The organism is Streptomyces xanthii, assembly GCF_014621695.1.
In the GTDB taxonomy this organism is placed as follows: domain Bacteria; phylum Actinomycetota; class Actinomycetes; order Streptomycetales; family Streptomycetaceae; genus Streptomyces; species Streptomyces xanthii.
Window position 1 is genome coordinate 6,685,591 of sequence record NZ_CP061281.1, and the last position, 24,496, is coordinate 6,710,086.

Consider the following 24,496-nt stretch of genomic DNA (forward strand, 5'->3'; position numbering starts at 1 on the left):
ATCGAAGGGAAGCGCCCGGAGGAAAGCCCGAGAGGGTGAGTACAAAGGAAGCGTCCGTTCCTTGAGAACTCAACAGCGTGCCAAAAATCAACGCCAGATATGTTGATACCCCGTCTCCGGCCATTCGGCTGGGACGAGGTTCCTTTGAAAAAGTCCTGCCGGGCACTGTCCGGTAGGCGCACAGCGAGGACGCTGTGAACCGAGGGATTATTCCTCCCTCTGGTTCCGCTCTCGTGGTGTCACCCCGATTACGGGGAAACATTCACGGAGAGTTTGATCCTGGCTCAGGACGAACGCTGGCGGCGTGCTTAACACATGCAAGTCGAACGATGAAGCCCTTCGGGGTGGATTAGTGGCGAACGGGTGAGTAACACGTGGGCAATCTGCCCTTCACTCTGGGACAAGCCCTGGAAACGGGGTCTAATACCGGATAACACCCGCCACCGCATGGTGGTGGGTTGAAAGCTCCGGCGGTGAAGGATGAGCCCGCGGCCTATCAGCTTGTTGGTGAGGTAGTGGCTCACCAAGGCGACGACGGGTAGCCGGCCTGAGAGGGCGACCGGCCACACTGGGACTGAGACACGGCCCAGACTCCTACGGGAGGCAGCAGTGGGGAATATTGCACAATGGGCGAAAGCCTGATGCAGCGACGCCGCGTGAGGGATGACGGCCTTCGGGTTGTAAACCTCTTTCAGCAGGGAAGAAGCGAAAGTGACGGTACCTGCAGAAGAAGCGCCGGCTAACTACGTGCCAGCAGCCGCGGTAATACGTAGGGCGCAAGCGTTGTCCGGAATTATTGGGCGTAAAGAGCTCGTAGGCGGCTTGTCACGTCGATTGTGAAAGCTCGGGGCTTAACCCCGAGTCTGCAGTCGATACGGGCTAGCTAGAGTGTGGTAGGGGAGATCGGAATTCCTGGTGTAGCGGTGAAATGCGCAGATATCAGGAGGAACACCGGTGGCGAAGGCGGATCTCTGGGCCATTACTGACGCTGAGGAGCGAAAGCGTGGGGAGCGAACAGGATTAGATACCCTGGTAGTCCACGCCGTAAACGGTGGGAACTAGGTGTTGGCGACATTCCACGTCGTCGGTGCCGCAGCTAACGCATTAAGTTCCCCGCCTGGGGAGTACGGCCGCAAGGCTAAAACTCAAAGGAATTGACGGGGGCCCGCACAAGCAGCGGAGCATGTGGCTTAATTCGACGCAACGCGAAGAACCTTACCAAGGCTTGACATACACCGGAAAGCATTAGAGATAGTGCCCCCCTTGTGGTCGGTGTACAGGTGGTGCATGGCTGTCGTCAGCTCGTGTCGTGAGATGTTGGGTTAAGTCCCGCAACGAGCGCAACCCTTGTTCTGTGTTGCCAGCATGCCCTTCGGGGTGATGGGGACTCACAGGAGACCGCCGGGGTCAACTCGGAGGAAGGTGGGGACGACGTCAAGTCATCATGCCCCTTATGTCTTGGGCTGCACACGTGCTACAATGGCCGATACAATGAGCTGCGATACCGCAAGGTGGAGCGAATCTCAAAAAGTCGGTCTCAGTTCGGATTGGGGTCTGCAACTCGACCCCATGAAGTTGGAGTTGCTAGTAATCGCAGATCAGCATTGCTGCGGTGAATACGTTCCCGGGCCTTGTACACACCGCCCGTCACGTCACGAAAGTCGGTAACACCCGAAGCCGGTGGCCCAACCCCTTGTGGGAGGGAGCTGTCGAAGGTGGGACTGGCGATTGGGACGAAGTCGTAACAAGGTAGCCGTACCGGAAGGTGCGGCTGGATCACCTCCTTTCTAAGGAGCATCTAGGCCGCCAAGCTTGCTTGGTGGTCCAGGGCCATTACGTCGGCAAATGTTCGACGGTGGTTGCTCATGGGTGGAACGTTGATTATTCGGCACACTTGATCGTCTTCTCCTTCTAGTACTGCTCTTCGGAGCGTGGAACGTCGAGGGAAGCGGGAAGAGTGTCGGGCACGCTGTTGGGTGTCTGAAGGTACGGCCGCAAGGTCGCCTTCAGTGCCGGCCCCAGTGCACTCGAACTACTGGTTCGGGGTGATGGGTGGTTGGTCGTTGTTTGAGAACTGCACAGTGGACGCGAGCATCTGTGGCCAAGTTTTTAAGGGCGCACGGTGGATGCCTTGGCACCAGGAACCGATGAAGGACGTGGGAGGCCACGATAGTCCCCGGGGAGTCGTCAACCAGGCTTTGATCCGGGGGTTTCCGAATGGGGAAACCCGGCAGTCGTCATGGGCTGTCACCCGCTGCTGAACACATAGGCAGTGTGGAGGGAACGCGGGGAAGTGAAACATCTCAGTACCCGCAGGAAGAGAAAACAACCGTGATTCCGGGAGTAGTGGCGAGCGAAACTGGATGAGGCCAAACCTCAAACGTGTGAGACCCGGCAGGGGTTGCGTTTGGGGGGTTGTGGGATCTCTCTTCCACGGTCTGCCGGCCGTGGGACGAGTCAGAAACCGTTGATGTAGGCGAAGGACATGCGAAAGGTCCGGCGTAGAGGGTAAGACCCCCGTAGTCGAAACATCAGCGGCTCGTTTGAGAGACACCCAAGTAGCACGGGGCCCGAGAAATCCCGTGTGAATCTGGCGGGACCACCCGTTAAGCCTAAATATTCCCTGGTGACCGATAGCGGATAGTACCGTGAGGGAATGGTGAAAAGTACCGCGGGAGCGGAGTGAAATAGTACCTGAAACCGTGTGCCTACAAGCCGTGGGAGCGTCGGAATCAAGCTTGCTTGGTTCTCGTGACTGCGTGCCTTTTGAAGAATGAGCCTGCGAGTTTGCGGTGTGTTGCGAGGTTAACCCGTGTGGGGAAGCCGTAGCGAAAGCGAGTCCGAACAGGGCGACTTTAGTAGCACGCTCAAGACCCGAAGCGGAGTGATCTAGCCATGGGCAGGTTGAAGCGGAGGTAAGACTTCGTGGAGGACCGAACCCACCAGGGTTGAAAACCTGGGGGATGACCTGTGGTTAGGGGTGAAAGGCCAATCAAACTCCGTGATAGCTGGTTCTCCCCGAAATGCATTTAGGTGCAGCGTCGTGTGTTTCTTGCCGGAGGTAGAGCACTGGATAGGCGATGGGCCCTACCGGGTTACTGACCTTAGCCAAACTCCGAATGCCGGTAAGTGAGAGCACGGCAGTGAGACTGTGGGGGATAAGCTCCATGGTCGAGAGGGAAACAGCCCAGAGCATCGACTAAGGCCCCTAAGCGTACGCTAAGTGGGAAAGGATGTGGAGTCGCAGAGACAACCAGGAGGTTGGCTTAGAAGCAGCCACCCTTGAAAGAGTGCGTAATAGCTCACTGGTCTAGTGATTCCGCGCCGACAATGTAGCGGGGCTCAAGCGTACCGCCGAAGTCGTGTCATTGCAGCAATAGGGCCAACGCCCGCTGTGATGGGTAGGGGAGCGTCGTGTGCCGGGTGAAGCAGCACCGGAAGGTAGTTGTGGACGGTTCACGAGTGAGAATGCAGGCATGAGTAGCGATACAAACGTGAGAAACGTTTGCGCCGATTGACTAAGGGTTCCTGGGTCAAGCTGATCTGCCCAGGGTAAGTCGGGACCTAAGGCGAGGCCGACAGGCGTAGTCGATGGATAACCGGTTGATATTCCGGTACCCGCTGTGAAGCGTCAAACATCGAGCATCGTGATGCTAAGGCCGTGAAACCGCCGTCCTCGTCTTTGACGTGGTTCGGAGTGGTGGAGCCGCCGGCCCAAGCGGTTAGTAGGTGAGTGATGGGGTGACGCAGGAAGGTAGTCCATCCCGGGCGGTGGTTGTCCCGGGGTAAGGGTGTAGGCCGGTGTGTAGGTAAATCCGCACACCGTTAAGGCTGAGACCTGATGCCGAGCCGATTGTGGTGAAGTGGATGATCCTATGCTGTCGAGAAAAGCCTCTAGCGAGTTTCATGGCGGCCCGTACCCTAAACCGACTCAGGTGGTCAGGTAGAGAATACCGAGGCGTTCGGGTGAACTATGGTTAAGGAACTCGGCAAAATGCCCCCGTAACTTCGGGAGAAGGGGGCCATTCCTGGTGATGAGTCTTGCACTCTGAGCTGGGGTGGCCGCAGAGACCAGCGAGAAGCGACTGTTTACTAAAAACACAGGTCCGTGCGAAGCCGTAAGGCGATGTATACGGACTGACGCCTGCCCGGTGCTGGAACGTTAAGGGGACCGGTTAGTCAGGATTCGTCCTGGCGAAGCTGAGAACTTAAGCGCCAGTAAACGGCGGTGGTAACTATAACCATCCTAAGGTAGCGAAATTCCTTGTCGGGTAAGTTCCGACCTGCACGAATGGCGTAACGACTTCTCGACTGTCTCAACCATAGGCCCGGTGAAATTGCACTACGAGTAAAGATGCTCGTTTCGCGCAGAAGGACGGAAAGACCCCGGGACCTTTACTACAGTTTGATATTGGTGTTCGGTTCGGCTTGTGTAGGATAGGTGGGAGACTTTGAAGCGGCCACGCCAGTGGTTGTGGAGTCGTCGTTGAAATACCACTCTGGTCGTGCTGGATGTCTAACCTCGGTCCGTGATCCGGATCAGGGACAGTGTCTGATGGGTAGTTTAACTGGGGCGGTTGCCTCCCAAAGGGTAACGGAGGCGCCCAAAGGTTCCCTCAGCCTGGTTGGTAATCAGGTGTTGAGTGTAAGTGCACAAGGGAGCTTGACTGTGAGACCGACGGGTCGAGCAGGGACGAAAGTCGGGACTAGTGATCCGGCGGTGGCTTGTGGAAGCGCCGTCGCTCAACGGATAAAAGGTACCCCGGGGATAACAGGCTGATCTTCCCCAAGAGTCCATATCGACGGGATGGTTTGGCACCTCGATGTCGGCTCGTCGCATCCTGGGGCTGGAGTCGGTCCCAAGGGTTGGGCTGTTCGCCCATTAAAGCGGTACGCGAGCTGGGTTTAGAACGTCGTGAGACAGTTCGGTCCCTATCCTCTGTGCGCGCAGGAATATTGAGAAGGGCTGTCCCTAGTACGAGAGGACCGGGACGGACGAACCTCTGGTGTGCCAGTTGTTCTGCCAAGGGCATGGCTGGTTGGCTACGTTCGGGAGGGATAACCGCTGAAAGCATCTAAGCGGGAAGCCTGCTTCGAGATGAGTATTCCCACCCACTTGATGGGGTAAGGCTCCCAGTAGACGACTGGGTTGATAGGCCAGATCTGGAAGCACCGCAAGGTGTGGAGGTGACTGGTACTAATAGGCCGAGGGCTTGTCCTCAGTTGCTCGCGTCCACTGTGTTGGTTCTGAAACCACGAACGACCGTCGTAGTCATAGGCCACGACTCCGGTTGTCAGTTTCATAGTGTTTCGGTGGTCATAGCGTGAGGGAAACGCCCGGTTACATTCCGAACCCGGAAGCTAAGCCTCACAGCGCCGATGGTACTGCAGGGGGGACCCTGTGGGAGAGTAGGACGCCGCCGAACTCCTTTTGAAAAAAGCCTCTGGTCCTGAGCATTCTGCTCGGGGCCAGAGGCTTTTTTGCGTTTGGGGGTGACCCGGCGGCGAGGCCGGCCAGGGCCAAGGGTAAGGTCAGGGGGCATCGTTGGCTCGTTTCCCACAGGAGGCCCCCGGGTGGAGGTCCAGGAGACCCGTGTCCAGACGGACCGGGTCCTCACCATCCCGAACATCCTCAGCATGGCGCGTCTCGTCGGCGTACCCCTCTTCCTGTGGCTGATCCTCAGGCCGGAGTTCGGCGGCCCCAAGAGCGACGGCTGGGCGCTGCTGGTGCTCGCGCTGAGCGGTGTCAGCGACTATCTCGACGGCAAGCTCGCCCGGCGCTGGAATCAGATCAGCAGTCTCGGCCGGCTCCTCGACCCTGCCGCGGACCGGCTCTACATTCTGTCCACTCTCGTCGGACTGACCTGGCGCGAGATTCTTCCGCTGTGGTTGACCGCCGTACTTTTGGCACGTGAACTGGTTCTGCTGGTGATGGTGGGGATCCTCCGCCGTCACGGCTATCCTCCGCCGCAGGTGAACTTCCTGGGCAAGGCGGCCACGTTCAACCTCATGTACGCCTTCCCGTTGCTGCTTCTGAGCGACGGAAGTGGCTGGATCCATGAACTCGCTGCTATTTTCGGATGGGCGTTCGCCGGATGGGGTACAACGCTGTACTGGTGGGCAGGGATCCTCTACATGGTTCAGGTCCGCCGACTTGTCAGGGCGGACTCCATGGCCGATTGAGCTCGTCGTTGAGCGTTGGCTGAGGCCGGATGGCCCGCGCCACCAGATCCGCGGGCCATTTACAGCGGGCGAAGTCGGCTAGACCGTCGTCTCTTCAAGGAGGACGCTTCCGACATGAAGGCCGTCGTGATGGCCGGAGGCGAAGGCACACGCCTCCGCCCGATGACCTCGAGCATGCCCAAACCGCTCCTGCCTGTGGCGAACAGGCCGATCATGGAGCACGTGCTCAGGCTGCTCAAACGGCATGGGCTCACCGAAACCGTCGTCACCGTGCAGTTCCTGGCCTCAATGGTCCGGAACTATTTCGGGGACGGCGAAGACCTCGGGATGGAGCTCACGTATGCCAACGAGGAGAAGCCGCTCGGCACTGCCGGCAGTGTGAAGAATGCCGAGGAAGCGCTGAAGGACGACGCTTTCGTTGTGATCTCCGGCGATGCGCTGACCGACTTCGACCTCACCGAGCTCATCGAATTCCACAAGGAAAAAGGTGCGCTCGTCACCGTCTGCCTGACCCGCGTGCCGAATCCGCTGGAATTCGGCATCACCATTGTCGACGAAGAGGGCAAGGTCGAGCGCTTTCTCGAGAAGCCGACCTGGGGACAGGTCTTCTCGGACACGGTGAACACGGGCATCTATGTCATGGAGCCCGAGGTCTTCGACTACGTCCAGGCCGATGTTCCCGTGGACTGGTCCGGCGACGTCTTCCCGCAGCTGATGAAGGAAGGCAAGCCCATCTACGGCTATGTCGCCGAGGGCTACTGGGAGGACGTCGGCACCCACGAGAGCTATGTGAAGGCCCAGGCCGACGTGCTCGAGGGGAAGGTCGACGTCGAGCTCGACGGATTCGAGATCTCGCCGGGCGTCTGGGTCGCCGAAGGCGCCGAGGTGCATCCCGACGCCGTTCTGCGCGGGCCGCTGTTCATCGGTGACTACGCCAAGGTCGAGGCCGGCGTCGAGATCCGCGAACACACCGTCGTCGGGTCGAACGTCGTCGTGAAGAGCGGCGCCTTCCTGCACAAGGCCGTCCTCCACGACAACGTCTACATCGGCGAGCAGAGCAATCTGCGCGGCTGCGTCGTCGGCAAGAACACCGACATCATGCGGGCCGCCCGCATCGAGGACGGCGCCGTCATCGGCGACGAGTGCCTGGTCGGCGAGGAATCGATCGTCCAGGGCAACGTACGCGTCTACCCGTTCAAGACGATCGAGGCCGGTGCCTTCGTCAACACCTCGGTCATCTGGGAGTCCCGCGGCCAGGCCCATCTGTTCGGGGCCAGGGGCGTCTCCGGGATCCTGAACGTGGAGATCACCCCCGAGCTCGCCGTCAGGCTCGCGGGGGCGTACGCCACAACGCTGAAGAAGGGTTCCACCGTCACGACCGCCCGCGACCACTCACGTGGTGCCCGGGCGCTCAAGAGAGCTGTGATCTCGGCGCTGCAGACCAGCGCCATCGACGTACGGGACCTGGAGAACGTGCCGCTGCCGGTGGCGCGCCAGCAGACGGCGCGGGGGAGCGCCGGCGGCATCATGATCCGTACGACTCCCGGCGTCCCGGACTCCGTCGACATCATGTTCTTCGACGAGCGGGGTGCCGATCTGTCCCAGGCCAGTCAGCGCAAGCTCGACCGGGTGTACGCGCGGCAGGAGTACCGGCGTGCCTTCCCCGGGGAGATCGGGGATCTGCACTTCCCGTCCAGCGTGTTCGACTCGTACACCGGGTCGCTGCTGCGGAACCTCGACACCACGGGGATCGCGGACGCGGGGCTCAAGGTCGTCGTGGACGCCTCCAACGGCAGTGCGGGGCTGGTGCTGCCGAGTCTCCTGGGGCGGCTCGGTGTCGACTCGCTGACCATCAACCCGGGGCTCGACGAGTCGCGGCCCACCGAGTCGGCCGACACCCGGCGCTCCGGGCTCGTGCGGCTCGGGGAGATCGTGGCGTCGGCGCGGGCCGCGTTCGGAGTGCGCTTCGACCCCGTGGGCGAGCGGCTGTCGCTCGTCGACGAGAAGGGACGGATCGTCGAGGACGACCGGGCCCTGCTCGTGATGCTCGACCTGGTGGCCGCCGAGCGGCGCAGCGGGCGGGTCGCGCTCCCGGTGACGACCACGCGGATCGCCGAGCAGGTCGCGGCGTACCACGGCACCCAGGTCGAGTGGACGACGACGTCCCCCGACGATCTGACCCGGGTCGGCCGTGAGGACGGCACGATCTTCGGTGGCGACGGGCGCGGCGGGTTCATCGTGCCCGAGTTCAGCAGTGTCTTCGACGGGGCCGCGGCGTTCGTACGGCTCATCGGACTGGTGGCCCGTACGCAGCTCACGCTGAGCCAGATCGACGCCCGGATCCCGCGGGCGCACGTGCTCAAGCGGGACCTGGCGACGCCGTGGGCCGTGAAGGGGCTCGTCATGCGCCGGGTCGTGGAGGCGGCCGGCGACCGGTCCGTGGACACGACGGACGGTGTGCGGGTCGTCGAGGCCGACGGGCGCTGGGTCATGGTGCTGCCCGACCGGGCCGAGGCCGTCACCCATCTGTGGGCCGAGGGGCCCGACGACGCCTCCGCCCAGCAGTTGCTCGACGAGTGGTCGGCGGTCGTCGACAGCGCCGGGAGCTGACACCCGCCCGGCCGTCGTCGGGCGCCCCGGACCGGGTGCCCGACGACGGTCGGTGGGGCCATTCGGAGGTAGTGGCCGCGACGTGCGACGATGTGCGGCATGCCGCAGCCGCCCCCCGTTCGGCGCACACCTCAGCGCCCCGCACGCCCCGACGCGTCCATGTCGCTGCTGAACAACGTGATGGACCACAGCCTGGACGACGGGTACGCGGAGGCCGCGGCCCGCAAGCGGGCCGAGGGACAGAGCGGCATGCCGAAGACGCTGCGGGCCAAGCTGGGGCTCGCGGCAGGGCTCGTCCTCGCCGCGCTGGTCGTGACGGTCGGCGCAGCGCAGGCGCGGGTGGCCGCGCCGGTCGTGGCCAAGGAGCGCGAGGAGCTCATCGACCGGATCAACCAGGAGACCCAGTCCGCCGACACCCTCGAGGGCGAGGTCGACTCGCTGCGCACGCACGTGGGCGACATGCAGCGCGAGGCCCTGAAGAAGCACGGCGGTGACAAGGGCGAGCTGATGGGCGTCCTGTCCGGTGCCCTCGCCGTGCACGGGCCTGGGGTCAGGCTCGTCGTCGACGACGCCAAGTCCGCGCAGACGGAGGGCGGGAGCGGGCCGCGCGAGAGCGCCGGGTTCGCCGACACGGGCCGGGTGCGCGACCGGGACCTGCAGCGCGTGATCAACGGCCTGTGGCAGTCCGGCGCCGAGGCCGTCAGCATCAACGGGCAGCGCCTCACCGCGCTGTCCGCGATCAGGGCCGCGGGTGACGCGATACTGGTCGACAACAAGCCGCTGGTGCCGCCGTACACGGTGCTCGCGGTGGGGGACGGGCAGCGGCTGAGCACACGGTTCCAGGACAGCCCCGACGGGCTGTACCTGCACGCCCTGAAGGAGAACTTCGGGATCAGGACCAGCATTTCGGCGCAGGACGACCTCAGACTCCCCGCCGCCCCCAGCGTGATCGTTCGTACAGCACAGCCGAGAGCAGAGCAGAAGGGCACATCGTGATCGCCGTACTGGGCCTCGTCGTGGGAGTCGTGGTCGGGCTGTTCGTCCGGCCCGAGGTTCCGGCGGTCGTCGAGCCTTACCTTCCCATCGCCGTGGTGGCCGCGCTCGACGCGGTGTTCGGCGGACTGCGCGCCATGCTGGACGGGATCTTCGACGACAAGGTCTTCGTCGTCTCGTTCCTGTCGAACGTCGTGGTGGCCGCGCTGATCGTCTTCCTCGGCGACAAGCTGGGTGTCGGCGCGCAGCTGTCGACCGGCGTCGTCGTCGTGCTCGGCATCCGCATCTTCTCCAACGCTGCCGCGATCCGGCGGCACGTCTTCCGGGCGTGAGGCCGATGAGCGACGCAGCAGACGACGCAGCAGACAACGACGGCGGCGAGGCGCAAGAGCGGGCGCAGGCGAACCCGCTGCGCAAGGAGCTGCCGGCGGAGGTGGAGCCGGGCGAGGGCGCGACACAGGCCGAGCCCGAGGGTCCCGCGCCGCTGACCGGGCGCCGGCGGCTGGTGAAGAGCCTGTGGCCACCGCGCGTGTCGCGCGCCCAACTGACGGTCGCCGTGCTGCTGTTCGTGCTGGGCCTCGGTCTGGCCATCCAGGTGCGCTCGAACAGCGACAACAGCGCCCTGCGCGGAGCACGTCAGGAAGATCTTGTACGCATCCTCGATGAACTCGACGACCGGACTCAGCGTCTGGAGGATGAGAAGCAAGGTCTCGAGGACCAGCGGGCCGAGTTGGAGAACAGCTCGGACCAGGCCGAGGAGGCCCGCAAGCAGACCGTCGAGAAGGAACGTCAACTCGGCATTCTGGCGGGCACCGTGGCCGCGCAGGGCCCCGGGATCACCATGACCGTCACGGACACGAAGGGGGCCGTCGAGGCCGACATGCTGCTCGACGCGATCCAGGAACTGCGGGCGGCGGGCGCCGAGGCGATCCAGGTCAACGACGTCCGTGTCGTGGCGAACACCTACCTGACGGACGGAACCGGAGGGAAGGGCGTGAGCGTCGACGGGCACAAGATCGCCCAGCCGTACGTTTTCAAGGTCATCGGCAAACCGCAGGACCTGGAACCGGCCCTCAACATCCCCGGAGGTGTGGTGCAGACGTTGGAGAAGGAGCAGGCCACAGTGGCTGTGAGCCGTTCGGAGAAGATCGTCGTGGACGCCTTGCGGGCAGCGCAGCGGCCTGACTACGCTCGGTCGTCCTCGCAGTGAGGCGGAGGTGCATGGTGGACGCCGTGCGAGGGCATGAGGTTGCGGGGGGTCGGCGCATCCCGGGCGGGGTGCGTGGTGGAAACTGTTTTGCGGATACGGACGTTGTGAGGATGTCCGTGTCGGAGATGTACGCCGATGTGTGCAGTCAGGGTTCGTCCTGCCCCACGGGCGGGTCTGTTTCGGTCAAGGGGAATCGCCCGTGAAGTTGTTTGCGAAGTTGTTCGGCAAGAGCGCACGTGAGGACGCACGTCACCGCGCGCCGCGCCAAGGTGACGTGCCGGAGACCCAGGTGGGCGAGCGCCCCCTGTTCCGGGACGAGGTCGGCGGAGACAATTCGGGCGGACAGGGCGCGTCGTCTGTTGACCCTGCCGGTTCCGGCCGCATAGGTTTCGGGGAACCGTCAACCTCAGGTACGGGTGGAGGGTTCGGTTCCGCCCCGTACGCGTCCCAAGCCCCCGCGGGGCAGCCGCGGCAGGAGGATCCGTCCATGTCGGCCCTGGTGTGTACGAGGTGCGGGAACAGGAACGGCGAGAACAGCCGGTTCTGCTCCAACTGCGGTGCGCCGCTGCGGGGCGGTGCCGTGCCGGAGGGCCCGTCCGAGACGACGTCCACGATCTCCATCTCGGGGCTCGAGTCGTACGACCCGGAGGCCACCGGCCAGACGCAGCTGCCCGCCCTGTCGCCCGAGGCGCAGGCCGCGGTCGACGCGCTGCCGATGGGCTCGGCGCTCCTGGTGGTGCGGCGCGGTCCGAACTCGGGCAGCCGCTTCCTCCTGGACGGCGAGCTGACCACGGCGGGCCGTCACCCGCAGAGCGACATCTTCCTCGACGACGTGACCGTGTCGCGCCGTCACGTGGAGTTCCGTCGCCAGCAGGACGGCACGTTCAGCGTCGCCGACGTGGGCAGCCTGAACGGGACGTACGTGAACCGTGAGCGCATCGACTCCGTGACGCTGCACAACGGCGACGAGGTGCAGATCGGCAAGTACCGGCTGGTCTTCTACGCGAGCCAGCGAGGTATCTGACCCGTCAGCGAACCTTCAGGAAGGTCCATGCTTCACACACCGAGGGGCGGTGCCGCGGGCGGCACCGCCACCGTGGACAGCCGGCTGATGAGCATCGGCACCGTCCTGAACACGCTGCGCGAGGAATTCCCCGAGGTCACGATCTCCAAGATCAGGTTCTTGGAGTCCGAGGGCCTCATCGAGCCGCAGCGGACGCCGTCCGGGTACCGCAAGTTCAGTCCGGACGACGTCGAGCGGCTCGCCCACGTGCTGCGGATGCAGCGGGACCACTACCTGCCGCTGAAGGTCATCAAGGAGCAGCTCGACGGCCTGGAGAGGGGCGAGGCGCTGCCCGTCCCTGCCCCCGGCCGGCCCGGCGATCCGGCGGACGCCGGTGAGGACGGGCCCACCGCGGCCCGCATCGGCCGCCAGGAGCTGCTCGCGGCCGCCGGGATCGACGCGGCCGAGCTCGAGGAGTGGGAGTCCTACGGGCTCATCGCCCAGCTGCCCGACGGCGGCTACGACGCCGGGGCCGTCGTGGTCGCCGAGCTCGTGGGCGAGCTGGGCCGCTTCGGCATCGAACCCCGCCACCTGCGCCTGATGCGGGCGGCCGCGGACCGGGAGGCCGGCCTGGTCGACTCGGTCGTCGCCCCGCTCAAGGTGCACCGCAATCCGCAGACCCGGGCGCTGGCGCAGGCCCGTGCCAAGGAGCTGGCAGGGCTGACGGTGAAGCTCCACGCCACACTCGTCCAGACTGCTCTGGGCGTGCGTCTTCCCTGATGGCAGGGGCGGTCCTCGGCCGTGCGCCCGGCATGCGGCGGATGCCCGACTACCCAAACCTGCCGGGCACGTCCTAGGGTTGCTGTGTGAACGAGCTCGACGTCGTAGGTGTCCGGGTCGAAATGCCCTCCAACCAGCCGATCGTGCTCCTGCGTGAAGTGGGAGGCGACCGGTACCTCCCCATCTGGATCGGACCGGGGGAGGCGACCGCGATCGCCTTCGCCCAGCAGGGCATGGCCCCACCGCGTCCGCTGACGCACGACCTGTTCAAGGACGTGCTGGAGGCGGTCGGTCAGGAGCTCACGGAAGTGCGCATCACGGACCTGCGGGAGGGTGTCTTCTACGCGGAGCTGGTCTTCGCCAGCGGAGTCGAGGTCAGCGCCCGTCCTTCCGACGCCATAGCCCTCGCCCTGCGCACCGGGACGCCGATCTTCGGCAGCGACGGGGTCCTGGACGACGCGGGGATCGCGATCCCGGACGAGCAGGAGGACGAGGTCGAGAAGTTCCGCGAGTTCCTCGACCAGATCTCGCCCGAGGACTTCGGGACCAACAGCCAGTAGACGGCCGGATCCGGCCGGACGGGGAACGCATCGCGCCGGTCGCCTCGGCACATTCGGCTAGCCTTTCCCCGCGGTGGGTCACGGGAAACCACTCTTAGGGTGATTATCACTCGGCGTGGCGAGTGTGGCGTTCGTTGACGCACCCCCTGTGACTGCCTACCGTCGACAAGGCAGGTCAATGAGGAGGTCGGCGTGAGAAGCAGCGGCGACGGTACGGCGACGGGCGGTCCGTACCTGTTTCACGGCAGCGCGGCCGATCACACTCCGCAGCGCCCGCAGGCGGTTTCTGCGGTGGCGGGGGCGAGCGGCGACGAGGGCGCCGAGCAGGTCGGATACCGGGGGCCGACCGCGTGTGCGGCGGCTGGCATCACGTACCGCCAACTGGACTACTGGGCCAGGACCGGTCTCGTCGAGCCCAGCGTGCGGCCCGCGTACGGGTCGGGCACCCAGCGGCTCTACAGCTTCCGGGACGTCGTCGTCCTCAAGGTCGTCAAGCGTTTCCTGGACACGGGTGTCTCGCTGCAGAACATCCGGACCGCGGTGCAGCACCTGCGCGAGCAGGGGTTCCGCGACCTCGAGCGCATGACGCTGATGAGCGACGGCGCCACGGTGTACGAGTGCACCTCGCCGGCCGAGGTGCACGATCTGCTCCAGGGCGGCCAGGGCATCTTCGGCATCGCCGTCGGTGTCGTGTGGCGGGACGTCGAGAGTGCCCTGTCCCAGCTGCACGGGGAGCGGGTGGACACCGGCGAGACGCTGCTGGCGCACAACCCGTCCGACGAACTCGCGAGGCGGCGCAACCGGGCCGTGTGAGCCGCAGGGGCCCGTTGTCAGTGGCGTAGGGCAGCATCGGAGATGTGAGAACCGCGCCGACGATCCTGCATCTCGACATGGACGCCTTCTACGCCTCGGCGGAGCAGGCGGCCAAGCCGAGCCTGCGCGGGAAAGCGGTGGTCGTGGGCGGCGTCGGGCCGCGCGGCGTGGTCGCGACCGCCTCCTACGAAGCGCGCCGGTTCGGGGTCCATTCCGCGATGCCGACGGGGCAGGCGCGGCGGCTCGCGCCGAACGCGGCCTTCCTGGTGCCGCGCTTCCATCTGTACCGGGAGATCAGCGAGCAGGTGATGGCCCTCCTGCGGGCTCTGTCGCCCTTGGTGGAACCCCTGAGCCTCGACGAGGCGTTCGTCGATCTGGAGGCCGGTGAGGTGGCCTGGGACGCCGCTTCCGCCGAGGCGGTGGGGGTGCGGCTGCGCGCGGACATCAGACGGGTGACCGGGCTGACCGGTTCGGTGGGTCTCGCGGCGTCGAAGATGCTCGCCAAGATCGCGTCGGAGGAGGCGAAGCCGAACGGGCTGGTGCTGATCCCGCCGGGCACCGAGCGCGCGCTGCTCGGTCCGCGGTCGGTCCGCATCCTGCCCGGCGTCGGCCCCGCGACCGGGGACCATCTGAGACGGGCCGGCATCCTCACCGTCGCGGAGATCGCCGAGGCGGGGGAGGACGAGCTGGTGCGGCTGCTCGGAAAGTCGCACGGGGCGCATCTCTACGCGATGGCGCTGGCCCACGACGACCGGCCGGTCGTCGCCGAGCGCGACTCCAAGTCCGTGTCGGTCGAGGACACGTACGACGTGGACATCCACGACCGGGTGCGGGTGCGGATGGAGGTGCGGAGGCTCGCGGAGCGGTGTGTGGAGCGGCTGCGGGGGGCCGGGCGTTCGGGCCGGACCGTGGTCCTCAAGGTGCGGCGCTACGACTTCTCGACACTGACCCGGTCGGAGACCCTGCGCGGGCCCACGGACGATCCGGCCGTGGTGCGGGAGGCCGCGGCGCGGCTGCTGGAGGCCGTGGACACGACCGGGGGCGTACGGCTGCTCGGGGTCGGGGTCAGCGGGCTCGCCGACTACACGCAGGAGGATCTGTTCGCGCAGGCGGCGCACGCGGCGGAAGAGGCCGAAGCGGAGGCGGAGGCCGAGGGCGCGGCGGGGGCTGCCGAGGTCGAGGGGGCTGGGGAGGCCGTAGGGGTTTCCGGCGGCTCGGAGGCCGGCGGTGGTCCAGTGGGCGGGGCCGCCGGTGATGCTCAGGAGGCGGCCGGGGGTGAGGCGGCGGATCCGGTCGAACCCGCGCCCCGGCGGTGGCTTCCGGGGCACGACGTGCGGCATGCGGAGTTCGGGCCCGGGTGGGTGCAGGGGAGCGGGCTCGGGCGGGTCACGGTGCGGTTCGAGACGCCGTACTCCCGGGTTCCCGGGCGGGTGCGGACGTTCCTCGTCGACGATCCGGACCTGGAGGTGGGGGAGCCGCTGCCGTTGGTGGAGCCGTTGAAGGAGGCTTCGGCGGAGCCGGGGTAGGCGGCGCGTCCGGTTCCCGTACGTCCCGCGGCGCTAGGCGGGGTCCTCGTCGGGGCCCGCGAGGCGGCCGAAGTCCATGTCCGGGGGCTGCGGGGCCATGATGTCGAGGCCGTAGTGGTGGTATAGCTGCAGTTCCTGCTCGGGGGAGAGGTGGCGGCCCACGCCGAAGTCGGGGGCGTCCTTGATCAGGGAGCGTTCGAAGGGGACGCGCAGCGTGCCCTCCACCAGCTCGCTGGGCTCCAGGGGGACGAAGGCGTCGCGGCTGAAGAGCCCCGTACGTATCGCCGCCCATTCCGGAACGCCGGTCGCGTCGTCGAGGTAGACCTCGTCGATGGTTCCGATCTTGCTTCCGTGGCGGTCGAACGCCTTGCGGCCGATCAGGTTGCGCGGATCGACATCGGTCTGCACGGTCCCTCCAGCTGGTCGCAACTCGTTGATACCCCCTACGAAAGAGCACATTGGTGATGACGGCCACTCGAGGGATCCGGCCAGGTCCGCGCTGGTAGGCTGGCAAGCGGCTGCTGACCCCGCGCGGGAGAGTCCTCCGACCCCGTCGGAGGCGCCGAAGGAGCAAATCCTCCCCGGAATCTCTCAGGCTCACGTACCGCACGGGTGAGGTCACTCTGGAAAGCAGGGCGGGGTGCACTTTGTCCGCTCTCACCGACGGTGAAAGCCGGCATGTCCGCGATCGCGAGATCGCCCGGACGGGCCGGTGAAGCTCTCAGGTCGAGATGACAGAGGGGGAGGCCGAACGGGTACCCGCGCCGTGGTGCCCCTCGCAGGTCGCATCGACCAGGAGGCCTCCGCAATGACCGCCAACCGTATCCCGCTCTCCCAGCTGGAGCAGGGGATCCCCTTCGAGCAGCGCCACATCGGCCCCGATGACGCCGCCCAGGCCAAGATGCTGGCGCAGGTCGGCTACGGCTCGCTCGACGAGCTGACGGCCGCCGCGGTGCCGGACGTCATCAAGAGCGCCGAGGCGCTGGACCTGCCGGGCGCCCGCACCGAGGCCGAGGTGCTCGACGAGCTCCGCTCCCTCGCGGACCGCAACCAGGTCCTCGGCTCGATGATCGGCCTCGGCTACTACGGCACCTTCACCCCGCCGGTCATCCTGCGCAACGTGATGGAGAACCCGTCCTGGTACACGGCCTACACGCCGTACCAGCCGGAGATCTCGCAGGGCCGCCTCGAGGCGCTCCTCAACTTCCAGACCATGGTCGCCGAGCTGACCGGCCTGCCCACCTCCGGCGCCTCGCTGCTCGACGAGGGCACCGCGGCCGCCGAGGCCATGGCCCTGTCGCGGCGCATCGGCAAGGTCAAGAACGGTGTGTTCCTCGTCGATGCGGACACGCTGCCGCAGACCGTCGCCGTGATCGAGACCCGCGCCGAGCCGACGGGCGTCGAGGTCGTCGTCGCCGACCTGAGCGACGGAATCCCCGCCGAGATCGCCGAGCGCGGTGTCGTCGGCGTGCTCCTGCAGTACCCGGGTGCCTCCGGTGCCGTGCGCGACATCAAGCCGGTCATCGACCAGGCCCACGAGATCGGCGCGATCGTCACCGTCGCCGCCGACCTGCTCGCCCTGACCCTGCTGACCTCGCCCGGCGAGCTCGGCGCGGACATCGCCGTCGGCACCACCCAGCGCTTCGGCGTCCCGATGGGCTTCGGCGGCCCGCACGCCGGCTACATGGCCGTCCAGGACAAGCACGCCCGCTCCCTGCCGGGCCGCCTCGTCGGCGTCTCCGTCGACGCCGACGGCAACAAGGCGTACCGCCTGGCCCTCCAGACCCGCGAGCAGCACATCCGCCGCGAGAAGGCCACCAGCAACATCTGTACCGCCCAGGTGCTGCTCGCCGTCATGGCCGGCATGTACGCCGTCTACCACGGCCCCGAGGGCCTGAAGACGATCGCGCGGCGCACGCACCGGTACGCGACCCTGCTCGCCGCCGGTCTCACCGCGGGCGGCGTCGAGCTCGTGCACGGCGCGTACTTCGACACCCTGACCGCGCGCGTCCCCGGCAAGGCCGGCGACATCGTGACCGCCGCCCGCGAGGCCGGGGTCAACCTGCACCTCGTCGACGCCGACCACGTCTCCCTCGCCTGCGACGAGACGACGACGCGGGCCCAGCTGGGCGTCGTGTGGGCCGCGTTCGGCGTGGACGCCGACATCGAGGCGCTGGACGCCGCGACGGCGGACACGCTGCCGGCCGGTCTGCTGCGCTCGGACGACTACCTGGCCCACCCGGTCTTCCACCAGTACCGCTCCGAGACCGCGATGCTGCGCTACCTGCGCAAGCTGTCCGACCGCGACTACGCGCTGGACCGCGGAATGATCCCGCTGGGCTCCTGCACGATGAAGCTCAACGCGACGACGGAGATGGAGCCGGTCACCTGGCCCGAGTTCGGCCAGCTGCACCCCTTCGTCCCGGCCGAGCAGGCGCAGGGCTACCTCACCCTCATCCGTGAGCTGGAGGAGCGCCTCGCCGAGGTCACCGGTTACGACAAGGTCTCCCTGCAGCCGAACGCCGGCTCGCAGGGCGAGCTCGCCGGTCTCCTCGCGGTCCGCGGCTACCACCGGGCCAACGGCGACGAGCAGCGCACCGTCTGCCTCATCCCGTCCTCCGCGCACGGCACGAACGCCGCCTCCGCGGTCATGGCCGGCATGAAGGTCGTCGTCGTCAAGACCGCCGACGACGGCGAGGTCGACGTCGAGGACCTGCGCGCCAAGATCGCCCAGCACGCCGACGAGCTGGCCGTGCTCATGATCACGTACCCGTCGACGCACGGTGTGTTCGAGGAGCACGTCGCCGACATCTGCGCGGCCGTGCACGACGCCGGCGGCCAGGTCTACGTGGACGGCGCGAACCTGAACGCGCTGGTGGGTCTCGCCAAGCCGGGTCACTTCGGCGGCGACGTCTCGCACCTCAACCTGCACAAGACCTTCTGCATCCCGCACGGCGGCGGCGGTCCGGGCGTCGGCCCGGTCGGTGTGCGCGCGCACCTCGCGCCGTACCTGCCCAACCACCCGCTGCAGCCGGCCGCCGGTCCCGAGACGGGCGTCGGCCCGATCTCGGCCGCTCCGTGGGGCTCCGCGGGCATCCTGCCGATCTCGTGGGCGTACGTGCGGCTCATGGGCGGCGAGGGCCTCAAGCGCGCGACGCAGGTCGCCGTGCTCTCCGCCAACTACATCGCCAAGCGGCTCGAGCCGCACTACCCGGTGCTCTACACCGGTCCCGGCGGGCTCGTCGCGCACGAGTGCATCATCGACCTGCGCCCGCTGAGCAAGTCGACCGGCGTCAGCGTCGACGACATCGCCAAGCGGCTCATCGACTACGGGTTCCACGCGCCGACCATGTCGTTCCCGGTCGCCGGCACCCTGATGATCGAGCCGACCGAGAGCGAGGACCTCGGCGAGCTGGACCGGTTCTGCGACGCGATGATCGCCATCCGCGGGGAGATCGAGAAGGTCGCCGCCGGTGAGTGGCCGGCCGACGACAACCCGCTGCGGAACGCTCCGCACACCGCCGGGATGCTCGGTGGCGAGTGGGAGCACGCGTACAGCCGGGAAGAGGGTGTCTTCCCGGCCGGGGTCGTGGCTTCGGACAAGTACTGGCCGCCGGTCCGGCGGATCGACCAGGCGTTCGGTGACCGGAACCTGGTGTGCTCCTGCCCGCCTCTGGACGCCTACGAGGCGTAGTCGCCGAGGGTGCTGCGCGGCCGGCCGCTTCGTCGTGGCCGGTCGCGCGGTACCCGCGCCCCTGTCGGGGCTAGGCCGCCTTCACCACCGGACTGAGCGGGCGGTGGGGGGCGATGATGGTGCCGTTGGGCAGCAGTTCGCCGGTGTCCTCGAAGAGGAGGACCCCGTTGCAGAGGAGGCTCCAGCCCTGCTCAGGGTGGTGGGCCACAGGGTGTGCGGCTTCCCTGTCGGCGGAGTCTGCTGACGGGCACGGTGGCTGGTGCTGGCACATGGAAGGGATCTTTCGCTGCGAAGTGATCTCGATGACGGTGTTGCTGTCCGTGCTGTTGGTGCTGCGGCTCGAAGGCTTGTTCATGGCCGCCCCCCGTTTTCAGTCGGTCCGGAACCCAGTGTTGCCCCGCGGGCGTCGATCCGCAGGTATTTCGTAGCAGCGGTCCTCACTGGAAGAGGACGCATCACCCGTGCGGGCGGTTCAGGCCAACAGCACTGTCACTTCGGATGGTTCGGGGTGGCCTGACCGGGCTAGTCCGGTCAGGCCACCCGGCCTCGCGCCGCAGGATCAGGCGACGATCGCGGCCGGGGTCAGCCGGTGCGTGAGAACCGGGAGCAGTTCCGCGACGCGGTGCGGCCGGTGGGCGGCGATGCCCGGCGGGGCCGGCGCCAGCGGCACCAGGATGTCGTCCGCCGCCGGATGCCCCGTGGCGGCGTCGGCGGCCGGGTCGCCGTGCAGCCACAGGGTCAGCATGTACAGCTCCGGCACCGACAGCAGCCGCGCCTGGTGGTGCGGGGCGAGGGCCTCGGCCTGACGCAGGGCGCGCTCGGTGGCCGTGACGTACGGGCCCTCGAAGAAGTGCGAGAACGCCCAGCCGTCCGGGGTGAGCCGGGTGTCCGCGGCGGCCACCGCGCGCTCGCCGCACCGGATCAGGAAGCGCCAGCCGGTGAGCCGGGTGCGCGAGGGCCCGGTCGCCTCGGTGACATGGTCCAGGACGTGGACGGGCAGCGGGAGTTCCGGGCGTACGGGACCCTGGGCGGCGCGCAGGGACGGGGTGCGTGCCTCGCGGACGGCGGTGGGGGAACCGAGGGCCGCGAGGACGGTGCGCAGGGCCGGCGCGGGAGCCGGGGAGACGTGCAAGGGCATGATGGGTCGCCTCTCATTCGACAGGCACGTGCTTCGAGGGCGGTGCAGGACGAGCGGACGGCGCTGTCAGCTGCGCGGTGCACAAGGGGTGGGCGGAGCAGAGCGGGCGGGGGCCGGTGCCGCGGGCGCCGCGTCTCTGTCTCGTCCGCGGAGTTTATACGACGCGTGTTCGGACAGGGTTTCCTCTAGCACGCCACGGAGTTCCCGCAAGAGGTCATCCGGCCTCTCTCACCGAGGTGAAACACGGATTTTCTCCCGATTTTCCTGCCACCGTTTCCCGCCGTCTTCCCGCCGTATCCGTGTGACCTCGGATTTCGTGCGGGCGAGCGGTCGGCCCATTTCCGTCGGTGTTTATCACCGGGGCACCGGATCACCCGATGACCCATCATCGATCGGTCGCATGCCCGCGGAATGTGCCGGAGAGTGGTCGTGGAGAGCCTACTGCCCCGGCGGCCCGCGTGGGGGCGTTGTCGATCACATCGCTGGGCATCATCCCCCGGGACATGCGGCCGGTACGTTGGGCTGTCGACGCGAGGAGGGACGCTTCCATGGGGGAGAAGGTCGTTGCGGGCGCGGTCGATCTGGCCGACCGGCTCCGGTACCGCGAGAAGCTCAAGGAGTGTCTGGCGGGGCTCGGGCGGCTGTTGGACGAGAAGCGCTTCGACCGGCCCAGGAATCTCATGGGGCTGGAGATCGAGTTGAATCTCGCGGGTTCCGACGGGCTGCCGAGAATGATGAATGCGGAAGTTCTGAAGCGGATCGCGAGCCGGGATTTCCAGACCGAACTCGCGATGTTCAATCTCGAAGTGAACATCGCCCCGCACCCGTTGGGCGGCCGTGTTCTCGACCAGCTCGCCGAGGAACTGCGCACGGGGCTCGGCTACGCGCACCGCAAGGCCAACGAGGTCGACGCCGGCATCGTGATGATCGGCATTCTGCCGACGCTCGCCGCCGACGACCTCGTCTCCGCGAACCTGTCGGACGTGGACCGCTACACCCTGCTCAACGACCAGATCCTCGCCGCGCGCGGTGAGGACTTCGCGCTCGACATCGAGGGCGTCGAGCGGCTGACCTGCACCTCCTCCTCGATCGCGCCCGAGGCGGCCTGCACGTCGGTGCAGCTGCACCTCCAGGTCACGCCCGGCCGCTTCGCCGCCGTGTGGAACGCGGCGCAGGCCATCGCCTCCGTGCAGATCGCGCTCGGCGCCAACGCGCCGTTCCTGTTCGGGCGGGAGCTGTGGCGGGAGTCGCGGCCCCCGCTCTTCCAGCAGTCCACCGACACCCGCCCGCCCGAGCTGAAGGCCCAGGGCGTGCGGCCGCGCACCTGGTTCGGCGAGCGGTGGATCGAGTCGGCGCACGACCTCTTCGAGGAGAACCTGCGGTACTTCCCGCCCCTGCTGCCGATCCTCGACGAGGAGCGGCCCCTGGAGGTCCTCGACCGGGGCGGCGTGCCGAACCTCGCCGAACTCGTGCTGCACAACGGCACGGTGTACCGCTGGAACCGGCCCGTGTACGGGGTCGTCGACGGCGTCCCGCACCTGCGCGTGGAGAACCGGGTGCTGCCCGCCGGCCCCACCGTCACCGACGTCATCGCCAACGTCGCCTTCTACTACGGCGTCGTACGGGCGCTCGCCGAGGACGCGCGGCCCGTGTGGTCGCGGCTCTCCTTCGACGCGGCGGCCCGGAACTTCGACGCGGCGTGCCGGTACGGGATCGAGGCGCGCCTGGAGTGGCCGCGCCGGGGCCGGTTCGGCGGCACCGAGCGGATCGAGGCCGTCACGCTCGTCCAGGAGGAACTGCTGCCGCTCGCGGCCGCCGGGCTCGACGCGTGGGGCGTCGAGCCCGCCGACCGGGACCGCTATCTCGGCGTCATCGAACAGCGCTGCGCGCTGCGCATGAACGGCGCCGAATGGCAGGCCGCGACGTACCACAAGGCGCGCGCGAGCGGGCTCGGGCGGGACGATGCGCTCGCCGCGACGACCCGCAGGTACTGCGAGCTGATGCACCGGGGGGAGCCGGTGCACACCTGGCCCGTCGGGCTGCCGGAGCCCGCGGTGACGCTCGGCTGACGGCGGGGCGAGCGACAGGAGCGGGCGGTACCGGCGAACGGTACGGGCGGGGCCGGTCAGTTGGTCCTGGCGCCGGCCTTGATGATCGCGTTCAGGATGACCTCCTGGATGTCGGCCGGGTCGTTGACCAGGTGCCCGGAGCCGCCGGTGGCCGCGGCGATCTGCTCGATCTCGTCCTTGTCCGTGTCCGGGCCGACGGCGATCGCGATGAGCGGCACCGGGCGCTCCGGGTCGGACAGCTCCTCGAGGCGGCTGATGAGGTTGCTGCGGGAGATCGACCCGGGGTCCTCGTTCTTGCCGTCGGTGACCACGACCAGCGCGTTGAACTTGCCGTTCCTGTAGCCCGAGGTGGCCTCCTGGTAGGCGGCCAGGGTGGTGTCGTAGAGGCCGGTGGCGCCGTCGGGAACGGGCTGCAACGAGGTGAACGCCGCGTTGAGCCGGTCGAGCTGGGTGCCCGCGCCCTTGCGGTCGCCGAGCCGCTCGGTCGGCACGAGCCGCTTGTAGTCGCGGTTGCCGTCCAGGTGCGTGGAGAACTCCCACAGGCCGATCTCGTCCTCGGGCGTGAAGGTCCGCAGCGCGGCCAGCATGGAGGCCTTGGTGACCTCCATCCGTGACTGGCCGCGGTTCGGCACCAGGTTGCCCATGGAGCCGGAGGCGTCGACGACGGTGGTGATGCGCGCGCTCTGCACCGTGATCGTCCACATGCCGAGGGTCTGCTCGACCTGCTCGTCGGTGGCCGGGTCCGCGCTGGGCTCCGCGTACGGCTGCGGGGAACGGCCGCCGGCCTGCGCCGCGACCGTCTCCGGCGAGCTGGTGTCCTCGGTGCGGAAGCCGTGCTTCTCCATGATCGAGCGGCCGTCGGGCGCGGAGAGGAGCGTCATGAAGCGCAGGGCGGCCCGGCTCTCGTCGGTGGTCAGCGCGGACTCGTCGACCAGCGAGAAGGGGTAGTCCAGGGCGGGGGAGCCGTCCTTGGGGTAGAAGAGGTCGAGGGCGCCGTCGTCGCCCACCTCCGCGTTGTGCGTGAACGCGGCCTGCTCGGACACGATCAGCGCCTCGTTGCGCCGCGGGTTTCCGGCCTCGGTGCCGGAGGAGTCGCGGGCCACCGTGTCCATCAGCTGGCCGTCGTTGTCCGACGTGCGCTGAGCCAGGACCTTGGCCATGGCGGCGGCCTCGGTGCCGTCGCCGTCGCCCGACTTCTGCGCCGCGGCGGACAGCTTGGTCAGGGCGAGCAGGCCCGTCGCGCTGCGGGCCGGGTCTGCGGCGCCGAGGCGCACGGCGTCCCCCTCCATGGCGGCGCCGGTCAGCTCGGTCCACGAGTACGTCTTGTTCGGCCAGCCGAAGGACTTCGCCGCGGAGGGGACCATGCCCACGCCGATCGGCGAGGAGGCGAAGGTGCCCGCGGCCGTGACCGGGACCGCCTTCGAGTTCTGCGTGACGCGCTTGATCCACAGGCTCGAGTCCGGCACCCACACCTGGAAGTCGGACCGGTCGCCCTGGCGCCGCAGCGTCTCGGCGACCTTGTACGACTCGCTCGCGGTGACCGTGATGTCGAGGCAGTTCCCGTCCGAGGTGATCTTCTGCTCGTGCACGCGGTCGGCCGCGTCGCGCAGCGCGGGGGCGACGTCGGGCGAGGCCATGACGCCGAGGCTCACGGACCCGTCGCACCCGTCGCCGATGCCGAGCAGATCGCTGCGGATCGCCAGGGCCGTGCCTGCCGCCACGACGAGGACGAGGGCCGTCGCGATGGCCACCGTGCGGCCGCGTGACCGAGGCCGGGGGTCGGCCGTGGCCGACCCGTACCCGTCGGGCATGCTGCTGTGACGTCCCATGGCGGTGGTGCCCCTCCCTGAGCCATAAAGGCAGTTGCGATATAAGCGGTGATGCGAGGGAGGGCAGGGGTGCGCCGGTCTGCGGCGC

16 protein-coding genes, 3 rRNA genes and 1 riboswitch are annotated in these 24,496 nt (G+C 67.4%); of the genes, 15 read left to right on the forward strand and 4 right to left on the reverse strand.

Translation table 11 applies throughout. The annotated features are described in order from the left end of the window. The first annotated feature begins 261 nt into the window (after positions 1-261). The 13 genes from IAG42_RS30155 to IAG42_RS30215 all read left to right on the forward strand — a co-directional run bounded on the left by IAG42_RS30155 (position 262) and on the right by IAG42_RS30215 (position 15,678). Positions 262-1,787 (forward strand): 16S ribosomal RNA (locus IAG42_RS30155). 312 nt (positions 1,788-2,099) lie between these two features. Further along, positions 2,100-5,221, forward strand: a 23S ribosomal RNA gene (locus IAG42_RS30160). An 88-nt stretch (positions 5,222-5,309) separates the two neighbouring features. Then, positions 5,310-5,426, forward strand: a 5S ribosomal RNA gene (gene rrf, locus IAG42_RS30165). The 16S, 23S and 5S rRNA genes sit together here, the layout of an rRNA operon. 148 nt (positions 5,427-5,574) lie before the next feature. Next, entirely contained in the window at positions 5,575-6,183 is a 609-nt protein-coding gene (locus tag IAG42_RS30170; protein ID WP_188340111.1) for a CDP-alcohol phosphatidyltransferase family protein, read from the forward strand. 114 nt (positions 6,184-6,297) lie between these two features. Beyond that, positions 6,298-8,793: a mannose-1-phosphate guanyltransferase gene (locus IAG42_RS30175; RefSeq protein ID WP_188340112.1), complete on the forward strand. Its 2,496-nt coding sequence runs from the start codon at positions 6,298-6,300 to the stop codon at positions 8,791-8,793. A 90-nt stretch (positions 8,794-8,883) separates the two neighbouring features. Then, positions 8,884-9,789 (forward strand): DUF881 domain-containing protein, encoded by a 906-nt coding sequence (locus IAG42_RS30180; protein ID WP_188340113.1) that lies wholly within the window; start codon positions 8,884-8,886, stop codon positions 9,787-9,789. Then, entirely contained in the window at positions 9,786-10,118 is a 333-nt protein-coding gene (locus IAG42_RS30185) for a small basic family protein (RefSeq protein WP_008749169.1), read from the forward strand. The genes IAG42_RS30180 and IAG42_RS30185 overlap by 4 nt, the downstream gene beginning before the upstream one ends. A 5-nt stretch (positions 10,119-10,123) precedes the next feature. Continuing rightward, a complete protein-coding gene (locus IAG42_RS30190) occupies positions 10,124-10,996 on the forward strand; it encodes a DUF881 domain-containing protein (RefSeq protein ID WP_188340114.1) in 873 nt (290 codons plus the stop codon). Positions 10,997-11,078: 82 nt separating this feature from the next. Continuing rightward, positions 11,079-12,020, forward strand: a complete 942-nt coding sequence (locus tag IAG42_RS30195; RefSeq protein ID WP_188341677.1) for an FHA domain-containing protein — start codon at positions 11,079-11,081, stop codon at positions 12,018-12,020. Between the two features lie 27 nt (positions 12,021-12,047). Further along, on the forward strand, positions 12,048-12,779 hold the full coding sequence (gene ftsR / locus IAG42_RS30200; protein ID WP_188340115.1) for a transcriptional regulator FtsR: 732 nt from the start codon (positions 12,048-12,050) through the stop codon (positions 12,777-12,779). Between the two features lie 86 nt (positions 12,780-12,865). Continuing rightward, positions 12,866-13,339, forward strand: coding sequence for a bifunctional nuclease family protein (locus IAG42_RS30205; RefSeq protein WP_161300298.1), 474 nt, complete (start codon positions 12,866-12,868; stop codon positions 13,337-13,339). 192 nt (positions 13,340-13,531) lie between these two features. Next, complete coding sequence (locus IAG42_RS30210; protein WP_188340116.1) at positions 13,532-14,152, forward strand: MerR family transcriptional regulator; 621 nt, start codon at positions 13,532-13,534, stop codon at positions 14,150-14,152. Between the two features lie 44 nt (positions 14,153-14,196). After that, on the forward strand, positions 14,197-15,678 hold the full coding sequence (locus tag IAG42_RS30215; protein WP_188340117.1) for a DNA polymerase IV: 1,482 nt from the start codon (positions 14,197-14,199) through the stop codon (positions 15,676-15,678). 33 nt (positions 15,679-15,711) lie between these two features. On the opposite strand, the gene IAG42_RS30220 is transcribed toward IAG42_RS30215, so the two are convergent. Further along, the gene (locus IAG42_RS30220) at positions 15,712-16,086 is read right to left on the reverse strand and encodes a PRC-barrel domain-containing protein (protein ID WP_188340118.1); all 375 of its coding nucleotides are present in this window, start codon (positions 16,084-16,086) and stop codon (positions 15,712-15,714) included. A gap of 114 nt (positions 16,087-16,200) precedes the next feature. Next, a riboswitch (glycine riboswitch) is annotated at positions 16,201-16,295 on the forward strand. 191 nt (positions 16,296-16,486) lie between these two features. Between IAG42_RS30220 and gcvP the strand changes: the two genes are divergently transcribed. After that, a complete protein-coding gene (gene gcvP / locus IAG42_RS30225; RefSeq protein ID WP_188340119.1) occupies positions 16,487-19,372 on the forward strand; it encodes an aminomethyl-transferring glycine dehydrogenase in 2,886 nt (961 codons plus the stop codon). Between the two features lie 70 nt (positions 19,373-19,442). On the opposite strand, the gene IAG42_RS30230 is transcribed toward gcvP, so the two are convergent. Both IAG42_RS30230 and IAG42_RS30235 read right to left on the reverse strand, forming a co-directional pair. Beyond that, positions 19,443-19,643 carry a DUF5999 family protein gene (locus IAG42_RS30230; protein ID WP_188341678.1) on the reverse strand — a complete coding sequence of 67 codons (201 nt, stop codon included), beginning with the start codon at positions 19,641-19,643 and terminating at the stop codon, positions 19,443-19,445. Between the two features lie 288 nt (positions 19,644-19,931). Beyond that, complete coding sequence (locus IAG42_RS30235; protein WP_188340120.1) at positions 19,932-20,510, reverse strand: hypothetical protein; 579 nt, start codon at positions 20,508-20,510, stop codon at positions 19,932-19,934. A gap of 548 nt (positions 20,511-21,058) precedes the next feature. On the opposite strand from IAG42_RS30235, the gene IAG42_RS30240 reads away from it, so the two are divergent. Next, entirely contained in the window at positions 21,059-22,579 is a 1,521-nt protein-coding gene (locus IAG42_RS30240; RefSeq protein WP_188340121.1) for a glutamate--cysteine ligase family protein, read from the forward strand. A gap of 56 nt (positions 22,580-22,635) precedes the next feature. Here IAG42_RS30240 and IAG42_RS30245 read toward each other — a convergent pair whose 3' ends face one another. Then, a complete protein-coding gene (locus IAG42_RS30245) occupies positions 22,636-24,408 on the reverse strand; it encodes a substrate-binding and VWA domain-containing protein (protein ID WP_188340122.1) in 1,773 nt (590 codons plus the stop codon). Between the last annotated feature and the right edge of the window lie 88 nt (positions 24,409-24,496).

Excerpts from the sequence above, each read along its gene's own strand:
- IAG42_RS30175 (WP_188340112.1), top strand. The coding sequence starts at position 6,298 with ATGAAGGCCGTCGTGATGGCCGGAGGCGAAGGCACACGCCTCCGCCCG.
- IAG42_RS30180 (WP_188340113.1), top strand. The coding sequence starts at position 8,884 with ATGTGCGGCATGCCGCAGCCGCCCCCCGTTCGGCGCACACCTCAGCGC.
- IAG42_RS30190 (WP_188340114.1), top strand. The coding sequence starts at position 10,124 with ATGAGCGACGCAGCAGACGACGCAGCAGACAACGACGGCGGCGAGGCG.
- ftsR (WP_188340115.1), top strand. The coding sequence starts at position 12,048 with ATGCTTCACACACCGAGGGGCGGTGCCGCGGGCGGCACCGCCACCGTG.
- gcvP (WP_188340119.1), top strand. The coding sequence starts at position 16,487 with ATGACCGCCAACCGTATCCCGCTCTCCCAGCTGGAGCAGGGGATCCCC.
- IAG42_RS30230 (WP_188341678.1), bottom strand. The coding sequence starts at position 19,643 with ATGTGCCAGCACCAGCCACCGTGCCCGTCAGCAGACTCCGCCGACAGG.
- IAG42_RS30235 (WP_188340120.1), bottom strand. The coding sequence starts at position 20,510 with ATGCCCTTGCACGTCTCCCCGGCTCCCGCGCCGGCCCTGCGCACCGTC.
- IAG42_RS30240 (WP_188340121.1), top strand. The coding sequence starts at position 21,059 with ATGGGGGAGAAGGTCGTTGCGGGCGCGGTCGATCTGGCCGACCGGCTC.
- IAG42_RS30245 (WP_188340122.1), bottom strand. The coding sequence starts at position 24,408 with ATGGGACGTCACAGCAGCATGCCCGACGGGTACGGGTCGGCCACGGCC.